The organism is Bacillus sp. FJAT-29814, assembly GCF_001510715.1.
GTDB lineage: Bacteria > Bacillota > Bacilli > Bacillales > Cytobacillaceae > Neobacillus.
Map to the genome: position 1 here is coordinate 215,803 of NZ_LMTJ01000001.1, position 14,906 is coordinate 230,708.

Consider the following 14,906-nt stretch of genomic DNA (forward strand, 5'->3'; position numbering starts at 1 on the left):
TGAATATCAAGATAGGACTTTTTGGAGACAAATTGAGGAATACCTAGGAGAACTTTCGCAAAATCGCAGGGTCGAATTGTATTATAATTTTTCAAGAGTCCTTGAGGAATACAAATTACATATTAGTTTTTCTTAAAAGATTCCCCTGCGTTTTCTGAATATCGACTATAAAGAAAGGTAATATTAGGGTTTATAATAAGTTAATGAATATAAGGATTTCCTCTAAAACGATTTGTTCCGAGCATATTATCATCTAGAATATACTAGAGGACCAAAATGGGAGGTAAGTCCATTATTAACGTAGCACAGTGTTATAATTTAAGGTGAAAAGTTCTTTTTGGAGGTGCGCCATGAATGAATTTGTGAATAAACAAAAAGAAAAATATAAAGCTTGGGTTACGGAAAATTTAGGTGAAAAAACAGGTATATGGTACACACCATATCTTGAAAAACTTGGATATCTGTTAGAAAAGTTTGAATTAGCTAGCGGATATAAGGCAAATTTCTTTGAGTATCGATCATATTCGGAATATAAAAAAATCTACCAACAAATCACGGAACAAAGTGATGAGGATATTGAGAGATTAGTAACTGGTAAAAGTATACCTCGATATCCAGAGAGGTTTGGCACGACAAGAATTCAATTTAGAAAAAGATATGCAGAAGATGAATATAATCGTGGAGTAAGAAGTAAGCCTAATAATTTAGGTGGGATACCTGACTGGGGCGTTTTATTGCGATCATATTTAATATTTTTATATTATGATGAAAATCCTACTTTAACTTATCCTAAAAAAGAGAAGAAAATTGCGAATCAAGAAGATGAAATTGATAACAGCATTAATTATTGGGTAATTTCACCAGGTGAATATTCAAGATTATGGGATCGGTTCCATGTAGAAAATTTGATTGCAATTGGTTGGGACTATTTAGGGGATTTAAAAAACTATGATTCAAAAGAAGCTGTTGAACGAAAAATAGCTGAGCAAAGAGCGGATGGGGTGCGCCCTGTCAATGATACAAAGGCTGTGTGGGATTTCTACCGTGAAATTCAAACAGGCGACATTGTATATGTGAAAGAAGGGATTAAGAAAATCCTCGCACGCGGTGTTGTTACAGGAGATTACTACTACGATGATGATGCATTAGAGTATAAACATAGAAGAAAAGTAGATTGGCTTCAAGTTGGAAAATGGGAACTACATCAGACTTTTGCTCAAAAAACATTAACAAGTCTAAATCCTTATCCAAACCTTATTCAAGAAATTGAACAAGTAATGAATGAAGATTTTATCGATCCAAAAATTACTGAAGTAAATGAATTTCGAAATTGGTTATCCAATCAAGTTACTGATACAGGGGTTAGCTTGAATGATAACACAGTTACACAAAAAGTAAATGCATTAAAGGATATAGAGCGCCATTATGATGCTACAATTTTTGGTGAAACAGATATTGAACAATTAAAGCAGTTGAAGGATGTCGTTTTATCCGATGAATCCTACAATAAATATAAAGGTGTTTCGGGAAGTTCAATTGACTACTACATTCGTTTTATTGAATCTAAACCTATTGTACAAGATAATGAACCCTATACAATGGAAGAGTTTCTTTCCGAAGTTTTTATCGAAAAGAAGGAGCTTGTACGTCTAATTTCTCTACTTGAAAATAAAAAAAATCTTATTTTGAAAGGTGCACCGGGAGTAGGTAAAACATTTATTGCTAAACGTTTAGCGTATGTAATGATGGAAGAAAAAGATGAAACGCGTGTCCATATGGTTCAGTTCCACCAAAGCTATAGTTATGAGGACTTTATTGAAGGCTTCCGTCCAAAAGCTGAAGGAGATGGCTTTGAACTGAAACAAGGTCCGTTTGTGAAGTTTGCTAGAAAAGCAGCACGGGATCCAGAACGAGATTACTTCTTTATTATTGATGAAATTAATCGGGGGAATATGAGTAAAATATTGGGGGAATTAATGATGCTTATCGAAGCTGATAAGCGAGGCGTGCAAATCAATCTCCTTTATTCTAATGATAAATTTTCTGTGCCACCGAATTTATACATCATTGGAATGATGAATACGGCGGATAGAAGCTTAGCTTTGTTAGACTACGCACTTAGAAGAAGATTTTCGTTTTTTGAAATTAAACCGGCGTTTCAAAATGAGACATTTAAGTCATATGTAAACGGAGTAAATGATCCAGAAGCTTTAAATCGGATCATTGATGAAATTAAAATCTTAAATAATCAAATTGTTGAAGAGCTTGGGACAGGCTTTCAAATTGGGCATAGCTATTTTGTAGGTGATGCTTATAAAGTAGATACTGCTAATCGTATAGAGGAAGTAATCGAATATGAAATTATCCCACAATTATTCGAGTATTGGTTTGATGATGAACAGAAAGCAAACGATTGGGCGGAACGACTAAGAGGTTATTACGATGGAGAGAAATAAAAATATTCCAATTCGTAATATATACTATATGCTTTCCTATGCATATCAAACGCTAAACCTTTCCGAGTATAAACAAATCGGAACAGAAAAGTTTGAGAACGTCAAAGAGCTTTACACAGAAATTTTATCGATTGGTATACCTGTTTTGATTCGCGGAGGATTAAGTAAAGATTATATAAGTGTTGAAGAGACTTCCAATGTTATTAAGGGGAAAATTGATATCAATTCTACAATAAAGAAAAATGCGTTGGTAAATAAGAAAGTTGCAGTGGTTTATGATGAGTTCTCTGAAAATATATTGTTGAATCAAATTATAAAAGCGACACTTGTTTACATATCGCGCTCAAATAACATAAGCAAAAAAAAGCGTAGATTATTTTACGGTTTGCTGCCTTATTTTACAGAGGTATCAGATGTAGAGCTAGATTTGAAGCTATGGAAAAACGTTAGATATAACCGCCAAAACATTCGCTATCAATTTATTGTAGACGTGTGTAGATATCTTTATGAGCAGTTATTATTTGATGAAAGCTCTACATCTCAAATGATGAAAGAAGTTCAGGACGAACAAAGATTATCGTCTTTATATGAAAAGTTCATCTATGCATTTTTTAAACGTGAAACGAAGTATAATGTATCCCATCCTCAAATTCAGTGGAGTGTTGATGATGGATTCGGAGATGCATTACCGATTATGCAAACAGACCTTGTACTTAAAAAAGATAAAAAAATATTGATTGTGGATGCCAAATTTTATTCTGAGAATATGGTAGCAAGATTTGAAGGTGGAGCTGCAAAACAAAAATCAGGTAACCTTTATCAAATATTTACATATATAAATAACTGGAAAAAAGAGCCGGGTGAAACGGTTGCAGGTATGTTACTTTATGCGAAAACAACCTCATTAAATCAACCTAACCATATTTATCACATTAAAGGTAATCAAATTTTTGTTGTATCTCTTGACTTACAACAAGATTTTAGCGGCATAAAGGAAAACTTATTAGCATATGCCAATCAATTTTTTGTATAGTTTTATAAATTCGCTTTATCTATATACGAAAACCCCTCGAATCATTATCATAATTCGGGGGATTTTTTCTATTGTTACTCGTTCTATCGGGAAAAGCAGTTTTAATCGAATCACCAAAAATTAATTTTGAATGTCATTTTAAACTAAGAACGCTTACTTTTGCTTCAAAAATGATTATTGAACGCTTTTTTTGCATTTTGGGTTAATTTTAATGATATTTTTGTGGAATGAATCTTACTCTGGCAAAAGTAACTAAATCAATTACACTTGTATTTTTAAGAAGGAATTCCTTACTAAAGTGAAGAATTTTTCCAGTATACCTAATTTTTTGATAATTACGCATAAATCTGATTATATTCTGTGGAGGGGAAAGAAAATGAGCAATCCTATCAACGATCAAGTGAAGCATTTTATTCAGCAATATCAGGAACCAATTTCTTCAGTAACTAAATTACTTTGTGACCGCCATGATGAAAATAAAATTGCTTTTTATTATGAAAATGCAAACGGAATAAAGCGTCGCTATACATATGGTGAGTTAAAGAACGACTCTATCATTTTTGCAAATGTATTAAAATCTTTAGGAGTTAAAAAAGGAAGCCGTGTGGCGGTTTTATTGCCAAAAGGCCCCGAATTGATTGTTTCCGTCTTAGCAATTTGGCGGTTAGGAGCTGTCCATGTCCCACTTTTCACAGCCTTTGGTCCCCAAGCCATCTTTTATCGTGTGGAAAACAGCGGTGCTGAACTCATTATTACGGATTCAAATAATCGTCCAAAGCTAAAAGGTACCACAGCAGGGATGGACGCCATTGATACAAACAAAATAAAAGTGATTACTGTCAATGCAAATCCAGTGGATGGAGATCTGGATTATTGGTCAACATTCGAAAATACAGAACCATTAGAGCGAAACGAAGTCGTCACCAAGGATGATTTATTCATTATTCTTTATACTTCAGGAACTACGGGACATCCAAAAGGTGTGCAAGTCCCTGTATATGCTCTTGCTGCCTTTGAAGCCTATATGCGATTTGGGTTAGATCTAAGGGAAGGGGACGTATTTTGGAATATTGCTGACCCAGGGTGGGCATACGGTTTATATTATGCAGTTATCGGGCCTCTCCTTCTTGGTGAAACATTTATCGTCTACAATGCACCTTTCAATGTCGAAAATACATTACGAGTATTCCAAGAATATAAAGTGACGAATTTTGCAGCGGCACCTACAGCATATCGTTCGATGCGAGCGGAGGGAATCGATAGTAGTTTAAAAGGAAAGTTACAACTCCGTGTTTTATCCAGTGCGGGAGAACCTTTAAATCGTGATGTGATCAAATGGGCCGAAAATTATTTGGGTCTACCGATCTATGATCATTACGGGCAAACAGAGCAGGGTATGGTCATCAATAATCACCATCATCCTGACTTACAAAGCACCTATAAACCGGGTACGATGGGACAACCAATGCCAGGATTTAAAATTACCATACTAGATGATCATGGTGTCGAAGCAGGACCAAATATCGAAGGTCAAATTAGTATTGATAGAGAGCAGTCTCCACTTTTTTGGTTTAGAGGCTACTATCAAAACGAGGAGAAAACAGCAGAACGTTATCTGTATGGTTCACGATATTATTTAACGGGCGACGATTCTAGTTATGATGAAAATGGTTATTTCTATTTTTCTGGACGAAATGACGATATCATCTCAAGTGCCGGTTACCGTATCGGTCCGTTTGAAGTGGAAAGTGCCATAATGGAGCATGTAGCAGTGGCGGAAACGGCCGTCATTGGCGTACCGGATGAACGTCGTGGCGAGGTAGTGAAAGCATATATTGTCCTAAAAACAAGTTATGTTCCTAGTAAGGAACTAGAAAAGGACATTCAGCAGTATGTAAAAAGTAATTTATCTGCTCATGAATATCCTCGTATGATCGAATTCGTTGATGCCTTACCCAAAACACCAAGTGGTAAAATCCAACGTTTTCTTTTACGTAGTTAAGTAGAAATTATAGAAATTCCTTGGTGCTTTGCAGGGAGCAGCCGCGTTAAAAATAATGGCCATAGGGTCAGACCCCCAGTTCGCAAAACCTTAACGCGATTGGTATCTGACCCTTGTTTTAGGTTTATTTTTTTAATGTTACATGTTAACTTCTGCAATAGGAGTTTTTTATGTTCCATAAATACTTTTTATTAACTTATTTATTGTATTATTTTTCAACCGATGCAAAGCCAGTGGGTCAGGCACCAATATTCCTAGGTACTCCAATCTATTTCTTATTGCACATAATCTTTAAATTGAACGGTCACACTTCTGAGTTTAGATGAAGCCCAGTTAGGAAGATTGATAACTTGCTTCTTCCCATTGCTGCCTCTGGACTGCAATTCAACTGTAACGGTACTGTTCGGTGGGGTGGCTCCGGGGATATACATATCTACTCCTTTTAAGAATGGCAATCCCGCGAACGCTTTGGTCGGAACATTCAAATGATTGACTTTGTCAGCACCTTCATCATAGACAAAATAGTTGATGGTTCGTAGGCTAGCTGCGGAATTCCCGGTGTTCACAATGTTCGTGCCATTGATTTTTAAAATGTCATTGTTGGCACCCTGGTCGCCGAAAAACTCTTTGCTTCTGTTAATGCTTAAGTTTGTATGATGGTCGCTGGTATCCATTGATGAAGTGACCCCACCTTCTGGCGGAGAGGTCAGTAAACGAACGAAATGATCGCTCCGGATAAATTTTTCAAAGAACAAATGATGGTTTGCAACACCGTCACGGATGATCACAAATTCATAGTTGTCTCCACCCTTAGCTTTAAAAGGCCCCCAGGACCCATCTGCTGCAATCGTAAAGACGGCTTCCGGCTTCTTCTTTTCCCTCTCTCCTGTCTTGTTGTTCACCTTATAAATTTCCAATGTAGCCTTTTCCGGAGCCGTGTTTTGTGGGAAAATCAAGGCTTTCCCTGAAAGTCTTACCTGACCGCGCGGTTCCGCCACAATTTGCGTTGTTTTCGGTTCTTTTCCGGTAAAGAATTTAAACATATGGGCAAAAGCTTCAGGCGAGGTAGCCGCTTGCACATGAGATTGACCAGCTAATGTCACGTTTTCCGCACCTACAAATGTTCGACCTGGTGTCCCCAATTCGGCCCAGATGGCCAAAGTCGGGACGCCTCCCGGAAGAGCTTTTCCAGCTACACCATCAATATTCACATAATGTGCTACCTTTCTCGCTCTTTCTGGTGAGCTGTTTAGATAGTTGGTCATTTCCGTTGTCCCGAGAGAATGGCCCATTAAATCAATCTTATCAGCTCCCGTTTCTTTCAGAAGTTGATTGATCAATGCATCCAGTCTTGTAAATCTGGATTCGGCTGGTGTTATACTAGCAGTAGATGAATCATACTCAAATGCAGCCAGATAGTTGTCAGGATAACCGTTACTCGAAAAGCGCATTGCTTGAGATTCAAACTGATTAGCCGATCCAAAAAAGCCGTGGACAAAAACAATTGGCCTAATATCATATGTAGAATCTCGTTTTGAAAAACCGGTCATCATGGATAGAAGCAAGACTACAACAATACTAATTCCCAAAACTTTAAAAATTTTCGATTTCAAATCATCTTCCTCCTCGTTCAACAATTTTTTCCACACAATTTCAGCAGTTGATAAATTCTACTAAATTCTTCCCTCCCTTCTCCTCTATTCTAGTACAGCGGAATCTAGTACTTTGTTGAATTCTGGAAGTATTTTATTACTATTTTTGTTGTTTTTTAGCGGTTTACAATAAAAAAATGATAAAGAAAAAAACAAGAGAGGGACTATAATAATAGGAAGAGGGTCTTTAATGGCAAATAGACTGGTATTTTGTGCATCTTTGTGTTTTTGGGGGAGAGGAATATTGAAAGTTCAGGTTGTTAGCTATTTTGACCAATTATCAAAGCATAGGGCGTGCCATTTTGGGGCCAGACTATATTTTCTCTCTATGTAAATCATCATAATTATGGCAAGATAGCAATGCCGTGTCCGTCCCGAAATCCAACTCATCTTTAAACCTTATCTTACAATTGTGTATTCTAAAGATAAAAAAATAGACCGTAATGGGTCTAAGATTGTTGTAAAAAATCTCTAATTTCATCGATGGAAATACCTAAATCTCGCGCTTCTAACATGAGGTCCAACCATTCCTGTTCCAATTCTTCTTTTACCATCGTTTTAACAGACATTATCCAGCCTCCTGAAATTTGGCAACCTAGCCATCAATACATGAAAATATTTAGGCCCTTGGCTATAGAGTCTATGACTTTCGTAAAGGATTGCTCTTTCTCAATATGTAGTGTTAAAGAACTAATTAATCATAATGTAATAATACTACTTTTTTTTGTTCCAGATTGAAAAAAATTCCAAAAAACTCGACAGAGATTAGGACTAATAATATCGTAAAACGAAAATAACGTGCAACTGGAAAGGATTTTTACTGATCCAACTCATGTGGCATATTGTTAAACAAGTTAAGGAACTGGGCAGCCTTTTCTTATTTCTGGTTTTTCCTATTCTCTTTTTCTTTTTCTAAAAAAACCTTAAAATCTTCTTTCGTTATACCAGATTTCATTGCTTCTTTGACTAACTCAATCCATTCTTTTGGGAGATCCGACTCGATTTTTTTCATGTTTAACTCCTCCATTTTAGAGACTTATGTAAATAAAAAGATTTCTTCGAGAATAAAAATACACTCACTATAATTTTCGCATAATAATGTTCTTTTTTTTGTGGTTTCATGCAAATGAAAAATAAATGAAAAATACGTAAACGGAAATTAACATGACCCATCAATCTGCGAATATATTTACCTATCTTAACTAAATATCTACCTGTCTACCACTTCTAAATCGCAGTTGACTAATCGGAAATATAGGATTAAGATTTAGGTGTAAATAGATTGAAAAATTAGTCGATTGGACCTTAATAGAGTTGTATTGTGTTCTTACTTTTTATAGGGGGAGGAAAAATGACAAACTATAGTTACATATCTAGTCTAGAATGCCCAAAATGCGGCGAGACATTTGAAGAGCATAAGGTTCAGCAATTATGTAAATGCGGTTCGCCCTTATTGGTACGTTATGATTTAGAAGAAGTGAAGGCAAATGTATCCCGTGAGGACATTGCTAAGCGGACGAATAGCTTATGGCGTTATCATGAGTTACTGCCTGTACATAAAGAGGAAAATGTTGTAACGCTTGGCGAAGGCATGACGCCGTTAGAGAAGCTTCCGTCTCTTGGAGCGGAGTATGGCATCCAGCATTTATATATCAAGGACGAAGGGATCATTCCTACAGGCTCTTTCAAAACACGAGGGGCCAGTGTGGGAATCTCTAAAGCGAAGGAGCTGGGCGTACAGCAATTAGCCATGCCGACAAACGGAAATGCCGGGGCGGCTTGGGCGCTATATGCTGCGAAGGCGAACATTAAGGCAACGATTGTGATGCCTTTGGATGCTCCGAAAATTACCCGTAAAGAAGTATATATTGCTGGTGGAGACTTGTATTTAATTAACGGTTTAATCAGTGATGCTGGAAAAGTCGTTGCCAGTCTTGTGCAAAATCATGGTGTGTATGACGCATCGACGCTAAAGGAGCCTTATCGGATTGAAGGTAAAAAGACGATGGGCTACGAGATTGTCGAACAGTTTGGCTGGAAGGTTCCTGATGTAATTCTCTACCCAACAGGCGGCGGTGTCGGCATCATTGGCATTTATAAGGCATTGCTTGAAATGCAGCAATTAGGCTGGATCGAAGAAGGCAAGCTTCCTCGCTTAGTAGCCGTACAGGCGGAAGGCTGTGCCCCGATTGTAGAAGCATGGAAAAAAGGGGAAAAGGAATCGAAGTTCTTTGAGAATTCTCAGACATCTGCCTTCGGTATTAACGTTCCTAAAGCGTTAGGGGACTTTTTAGTATTAGAAAGCCTTTATGCAACTGATGGATGTGCGATTGCGATTTCAGAAGAAGATCTATTAAAGGCGCAAAAGCAGGTAGCCTCTTTAGAAGGAAACTTCATTTGTCCAGAAGGAGCAGCCACCTTCGCAGCAGCTCGAATCCTGCGTGAACAAGGCTGGATTCAAGAGAATGAACATGTGGTATGCCTCAATACAGGGGCTGGCATCAAGTATCCTGAAACAGTGGAAATCGAAGGTGTGGAGATTCTTCAGCCTGGGCAAGAAATCGTGAATGGGTAGTTATCATTGAATAATAAAATCTAATAGCCTTCACAGGTTTTTAAACTAGTGGAGGCTTTACCATTCATAATGCAATGATACTCGAGAATAATCAAAAGTGCGAAACCCAAACAATTTTTCAAAAAAATAATCATTTAGGAGTGGTTGCTATCAAAATTAGTTTCCCAGGAATGAAACAACGGATTATCAAAAAAGGGATCGTTATATGAAGTACTTGGATAACTATGTACTTCGTAAAGGTCCTCGTAATAACGGTGCTTAAATTGTTTCATCAGAATCCCGTAGAAGTAAGCAATCGGGTTTTTAACGGCATGAGTCATTTTCATTTTCCGAACCAGCTGCTTAAACGAATCAATGGCTACTTCCAGCATCCGTTCTTGTTCAGTTTCACTGTTATTGCGATAGGCAGCAATCACAGTCATATGCCAATATTCTTCGATTGTCTTAGCATCAGAATAGAAATACTGAACAAGCTGAACAAACTCCTGTGGAACACGGCTGCTTACATATGTATGATCCAATACGAACGGTTCTTCTTTACGTTTATTATTCTTTTGATCTTTTTCAGTTTTTAAAAGATTATTAGTTTCTTTTGGCTGGTTCATTATTTCCGCTTTGGGTGGTTCATTTGTAGGGAAACGATTGAAACATACAGGTTGCTGGACTGTGAGCCGTTTTTTCTTTCGGTTTCATGAACGGTGAGAATACCGATTTCCTTTGCTTTCAGGACCATACGTTTAAAGGTAGAACGGGAAATGCCATTGTCATGATATTCCTCATGAATCGCCTTTAGGATCGTACCGATTTTCGTATTGCAGACACCAGGAATTTTGGCCGCAAAGCGAACCAGCCGTTTTAACCCCATCAATTCTCCTTTAGAAAAGTGATTCTTTTGCTCCAGTAGCCACATTTCCATATTGTGATTAAAATCTGTCAAATTGGCAAACTGCGAATACTCTTCAAAACCTTCAATTTTTCCCGATTTAATACTCATGATTATCCTGCCACCCTTCAACACATTTGGTTATAGCGTCCGATACCGGCCTCTTAACCATAACGGGAATGGCAACTTTAATCGAATGACGAAAAATCAATTTTCACCGTCATTTTTGCATTGAAAACGTTTTCTTTTGCTTCAAAAATGATTTTTGAAGGCATTTTTTGCAATTTGGTCTAATTATAATGATATTTTTGTGGAATGAATCTGCCTTTCGTAAAAAATAACAGATCAATTTACACATGTATTTTTAAGAAGGATTTCCTATCTAAAATGAAGAATTGTTTCTTTATATTATCTCTATCGGTATTTTAATAAAAGAGGTGTTATGAAGTGGTATTCTATTTTTTTAATCAAGAGAAAGCTTATGAAGATTGGTGTTTGGAGAATGGAAACGGGTTTGCTTTCAACCGAGCTGGAGGAAAAACAGGGAATGTTCTTCATAAAGTTGGATGTCGCCATTTAACTGTTCCTTCAAGAATTGGAACGTACACAACACGCTATCCAAAGTTTTGTTCAAACGAAATATCGGCATTAACCATGAAAGCAGACGAAATCAGTCAGCCGTATAATTGGAGGCGATGTAAAGCCTGCTTTAATTAATCTGAAAGTGTATGAATTTGGCTCAAATACAAAACGTTGAGATGGAAGGGGGGCTTTTAATGGCTCAAACTTACAAAAAGGAAAAAGTAGAAAGTCTTATCGATATGATTCAGATTTTTCTAGACGACAGCAATGAAAAAATGAAAAGTAACCACTATGATTCTGCACACAAAAGATACCTATTAGGTCAGTGTGATGCATATAAAATGATTCTTAAAATTATTGAAAAGGATTTTGGACTGCCTGCGGGAGTTGAATAAAACTTAAATTGAAGTTCCATGAGTGGGACTATAAAAATAGGAAGAGGGTCTTTAATGGCAATTAGACCGGTATTTTGTGTATCGAATGAAAAATTAGTTAAAATAGAAGTAACCAAATTTACATGGTTCCCAGGATTTGCTCCTTCACAAAAAGTAAAGTCAATCCAATCCTTGCACGATAGTTTCCTCGAAAAAAATCCAGGATTAAAAGTATTAGAGATTTCAAGTAAATCAACTGAAAAACTTGGCGTTCAGCTTAGTGCTTTTAATTTAGAGGTAAATTTTTTAAACACTAACCAGACGTATTTATTAGAATGTGTTTTTCAAGGCAGTAAAGTTTTTGAAAACGGAGGACCATTTATAGATTTATTAAATAGGTTGCCAATAGATGCAAAACGAGATACACGATTAAAGACATCAGAAAAGATAACTCATTTTAATCTGCTGGGGGAAATTTGGCCCAACAATCCGCCGACCCTCTTTTATGATTGGTTATACATAAAATCTGTTTATGACAACAAAGACCTTTTAAGTCAATTGGTGGATTTTGATGCTTTTACTGATATCGAATTTAATCCGAAAAAATCGATTAACTGTCAAGCCAAATCGGCTGCATTACTGGTTTCGCTGTATAGGCAGGGGATTTTAGAAGATGTAATAAATAATCGGGAGAACTTCATAAAATTATGTGAGGAAAATTTTAGTTTATATAACTAGCAATCCTCGTAGGCGACACATACTTACTTTTAGGGAACAGAACGATAAATGGAGCAGGAAAATATGGCTTCAGTCAAGAAAACTCTACCTATCTTTGTTTGCTTTACTTGTAAGAGCCGCTTTTGCCGGTTTGGTCGTCTTTCTGCTAATTTTGTAATAAAGTATGGAAGTTGATTATTAACAGCTAGAGGTTTGTATGAACGATTTAAGGAGTTGTTAGAAAGTGGAAAACTCTGTCATAGAAATGATGCAAAAACGTCATTCCATTAGAACATATGAAAGTAAACCACTATCAGAATCAGATTTGAATAAAATAACTGAATACATTGATAACGAGGATAACCTAGTTGGTCCACTAGGTGGCAGGGGACTGATTGAACTGGTATTGGTAAGGAATAATGTTACCAATAAAGGAGTTCGACTTGGGACATATGGGTTCATTAAGAATCCTCAGGCGTACCTGGTTGGAATTACTGAAAATAATAAAATGTCACTCTTGGATTTTGCGTATATTTTTGAAAAATTAGTCTTGTATTTAACGGAGCTGGGATTGGGCAGCTGCTGGATGGGCGGGACCTTCAATCGGCATTCGTTTGAAAGGGCAATTGACATTCCAAAAGGGAAGTTTATCCCTTGTATTACGCCAATCGGTTATCCCCATAGGAAGCAGAGATTATTTGATACTGCTGTAAGGATTGCTGTGAAGGCGGACAATAAAAAGCCTTGGGATCGGCTATTTTATTATGGGAAGTTTGGGGTCCCGTTAACGAGGGAAAAGGCCGGACCATTGGCAATCCCGATTGAAATGGTGAGACTCGGACCATCCGCATCTAATAAACAACCCTGGAGACTAGTCTTATCAGAAGATAAGAAGTCTTGTCATTTTTTCCTGGAACATACCCCATCCTATAGTACAAGTTTAGGGTATGATATGCAGCTGTTGGACATGGGAATCGCCATGTGTCAATATGAGTTGGCATGTCAGGAATTAAATATTTTGGGTCAGTGGGTCTCTGATGACCCTAAGCTAGACCTACCCAATGGACAAATTGAGTACATGATATCATGGAAAATGGCATAACCCATTTTTTCATTTTATAAGACAATGGGTGGTTCCTCTTGATACGGCCCCACCCATAAAATCTGCAAATACACTATTAAAGATAAGAATGATTAAATCAGATATTTCTCGGATTCCTTAGTATAATGCAATACTTGATCAAGTTGACCATTTTTCAGTTTTACTGCCCATTCTGAATCAGCTAATATTGCACGGCCGACTGCTACATAATCAAATTCGCCTGCGTTAATTTTTTCATCTATAATTTTTAGATTGTCTATAATTGTTACGTTATCATTATCCTGATTGCTCAGATAGGCCCGGTTAATTCCGACAGAACCGACCGCAATTGTTGGCTTTTTAGTTATTCGTTTCGTCCAGCCGGCTAAGTTTAAGGATGGATCTTCCTCTTTAAATTCAGGTTCCCAAATTCGTCTGGTCGAGCAGTGGAAAATATCTACGCCAGCCTCCACTAAAGGGGTGAGCAATTGTTCAAGCTCAGTAGAGTTGTTAGCTAATTTAGCTTGATAATCGGTTCCTTTCCATTGTGAATATCGAAAGACAATTGGAAAATCAGGCCCAACTTCTTTCCGGCAAGCACGAACAATATCCGCTGCGAATTTTGTTCGCTCTCCTAGATCCCCACCATACTCATCATTACGCTTGTTCGTTAATTCCCAAAAAAATTGATCGATTAAGTATCCATGCGCTCCATGCAACTCAATTCCGTCAAAGCCGATCCGTTTCGCATTTGATGCAGCTTCGGCATATGTATCAATCATTTCCGTGACTTCTTCTTTCGTTAAAGCCTTTATTTTCTCATTTCTGGCGCCTTTTAAAGTAAATCCAGACGGACTTACAGGAGGTGCATCAATATTTGGTTCACTGCCTGCTTTTCGCGCAGCTCCGACATGCCATAATTGTGGAATGATTTTGCCACCTGCTTGGTGAACTTCATTCACTACATTAGCCCAGCCATTTAAGGCGTCCTCTCCATAAAAACGGGGAATATCGGGGCTCATGACTGCAGCTGGGTGGTTAATCGCTGTCCCTTCCGTAATAATGAGCCCGATCCCATTCTCAGCCCGTTTGCGGTAATATTGTGCAACATTTTCCCCAGGGACACCATTTGGCGAAAACACTCTTGTCATTGGGGCCATTACTAACCGACTTGCTAACATTTCATTTCCAAACGGTACAGATTGAAATAATGTATGACCTGCGAACTTTTGATCCAAGGAGAGCACTTCCTTCCATAAATTTGATTTATTCTGTTCCTTAAATTCTAAACTTTCATTCTATAAATATAAACTGATAAGTCTTATAGTTTTACTAATATTAGAAACATTAGTGTCATAATTAGGAAAAGCAGGCAAAATAATGTGTTGGCAGAAGTATTTGGCAAGTTTTTCAAGATTAAAGACTCAGAGTGGTAAAAAAGGAACTTTAAATGATAGAATAGACTGAAAATAAAGATAAGTCAAAAATTATTTACTTTTCTGGATTAATTTATGAACTAACTTAACTTATTTATACTAAAGATTTATAAAG

Annotated in this window: 13 protein-coding genes; 7 read left to right on the forward strand and 6 right to left on the reverse strand. The window is 37.1% G+C overall.

Annotated elements, in window-relative coordinates; all coding sequences use genetic code 11:
* The first annotated feature begins 350 nt into the window (after positions 1-350).
* From AR334_RS29805 to AR334_RS01100, 3 genes are all read left to right on the forward strand, one after another.
* The gene (locus AR334_RS29805) at positions 351-2,456 is read left to right on the forward strand and encodes an AAA family ATPase (RefSeq protein ID WP_066304016.1); all 2,106 of its coding nucleotides are present in this window, start codon (positions 351-353) and stop codon (positions 2,454-2,456) included.
* Entirely contained in the window at positions 2,443-3,489 is a 1,047-nt protein-coding gene (locus AR334_RS01095; protein ID WP_066304019.1) for a restriction endonuclease, read from the forward strand. The genes AR334_RS29805 and AR334_RS01095 overlap by 14 nt, the downstream gene beginning before the upstream one ends.
* A 376-nt stretch (positions 3,490-3,865) precedes the next feature.
* Positions 3,866-5,491 (forward strand): AMP-binding protein, encoded by a 1,626-nt coding sequence (locus tag AR334_RS01100; RefSeq protein ID WP_066304020.1) that lies wholly within the window; start codon positions 3,866-3,868, stop codon positions 5,489-5,491.
* A gap of 275 nt (positions 5,492-5,766) precedes the next feature.
* On the opposite strand, the gene AR334_RS01105 is transcribed toward AR334_RS01100, so the two are convergent.
* The 3 genes from AR334_RS01105 to AR334_RS28635 all read right to left on the reverse strand — a co-directional run bounded on the left by AR334_RS01105 (position 5,767) and on the right by AR334_RS28635 (position 8,155).
* Positions 5,767-7,104 carry an alpha/beta fold hydrolase gene (locus AR334_RS01105; protein WP_066304022.1) on the reverse strand — a complete coding sequence of 446 codons (1,338 nt, stop codon included), beginning with the start codon at positions 7,102-7,104 and terminating at the stop codon, positions 5,767-5,769.
* A 488-nt stretch (positions 7,105-7,592) separates the two neighbouring features.
* A complete protein-coding gene (locus AR334_RS28630; protein ID WP_156431169.1) occupies positions 7,593-7,697 on the reverse strand; it encodes an anti-repressor SinI family protein in 105 nt (34 codons plus the stop codon).
* A gap of 323 nt (positions 7,698-8,020) precedes the next feature.
* Positions 8,021-8,155: an anti-repressor SinI family protein gene (locus AR334_RS28635; RefSeq protein ID WP_156431139.1), complete on the reverse strand. Its 135-nt coding sequence runs from the start codon at positions 8,153-8,155 to the stop codon at positions 8,021-8,023.
* 339 nt (positions 8,156-8,494) lie between these two features.
* Here AR334_RS28635 and AR334_RS01110 point away from each other — a divergent pair, with 339 nt between their 5' ends.
* Positions 8,495-9,718 carry a threonine synthase gene (locus AR334_RS01110; RefSeq protein WP_066304024.1) on the forward strand — a complete coding sequence of 408 codons (1,224 nt, stop codon included), beginning with the start codon at positions 8,495-8,497 and terminating at the stop codon, positions 9,716-9,718.
* Positions 9,719-9,852: 134 nt separating this feature from the next.
* Here AR334_RS01110 and AR334_RS30235 read toward each other — a convergent pair whose 3' ends face one another.
* Positions 9,853-10,323 (reverse strand): hypothetical protein, encoded by a 471-nt coding sequence (locus tag AR334_RS30235; protein ID WP_253701146.1) that lies wholly within the window; start codon positions 10,321-10,323, stop codon positions 9,853-9,855.
* On the reverse strand, positions 10,323-10,712 hold the full coding sequence (locus AR334_RS30240; protein WP_253701147.1) for a hypothetical protein: 390 nt from the start codon (positions 10,710-10,712) through the stop codon (positions 10,323-10,325). Before AR334_RS30240 ends, AR334_RS30235 begins: the two co-directional genes overlap by 1 nt.
* 665 nt (positions 10,713-11,377) lie before the next feature.
* On the opposite strand from AR334_RS30240, the gene AR334_RS01120 reads away from it, so the two are divergent.
* The 3 genes from AR334_RS01120 to AR334_RS01130 all read left to right on the forward strand — a co-directional run bounded on the left by AR334_RS01120 (position 11,378) and on the right by AR334_RS01130 (position 13,376).
* On the forward strand, positions 11,378-11,578 hold the full coding sequence (locus AR334_RS01120; RefSeq protein ID WP_066304026.1) for a hypothetical protein: 201 nt from the start codon (positions 11,378-11,380) through the stop codon (positions 11,576-11,578).
* A gap of 54 nt (positions 11,579-11,632) precedes the next feature.
* On the forward strand, positions 11,633-12,295 hold the full coding sequence (locus AR334_RS01125) for a hypothetical protein (RefSeq protein WP_066304028.1): 663 nt from the start codon (positions 11,633-11,635) through the stop codon (positions 12,293-12,295).
* A 223-nt stretch (positions 12,296-12,518) separates the two neighbouring features.
* The gene (locus tag AR334_RS01130) at positions 12,519-13,376 is read left to right on the forward strand and encodes a nitroreductase family protein (protein ID WP_253701148.1); all 858 of its coding nucleotides are present in this window, start codon (positions 12,519-12,521) and stop codon (positions 13,374-13,376) included.
* Between the two features lie 92 nt (positions 13,377-13,468).
* On the opposite strand, the gene AR334_RS01135 is transcribed toward AR334_RS01130, so the two are convergent.
* Positions 13,469-14,593, reverse strand: a complete 1,125-nt coding sequence (locus AR334_RS01135; RefSeq protein WP_066304029.1) for an NADH:flavin oxidoreductase — start codon at positions 14,591-14,593, stop codon at positions 13,469-13,471.
* Positions 14,594-14,906 lie beyond the last annotated feature (313 nt).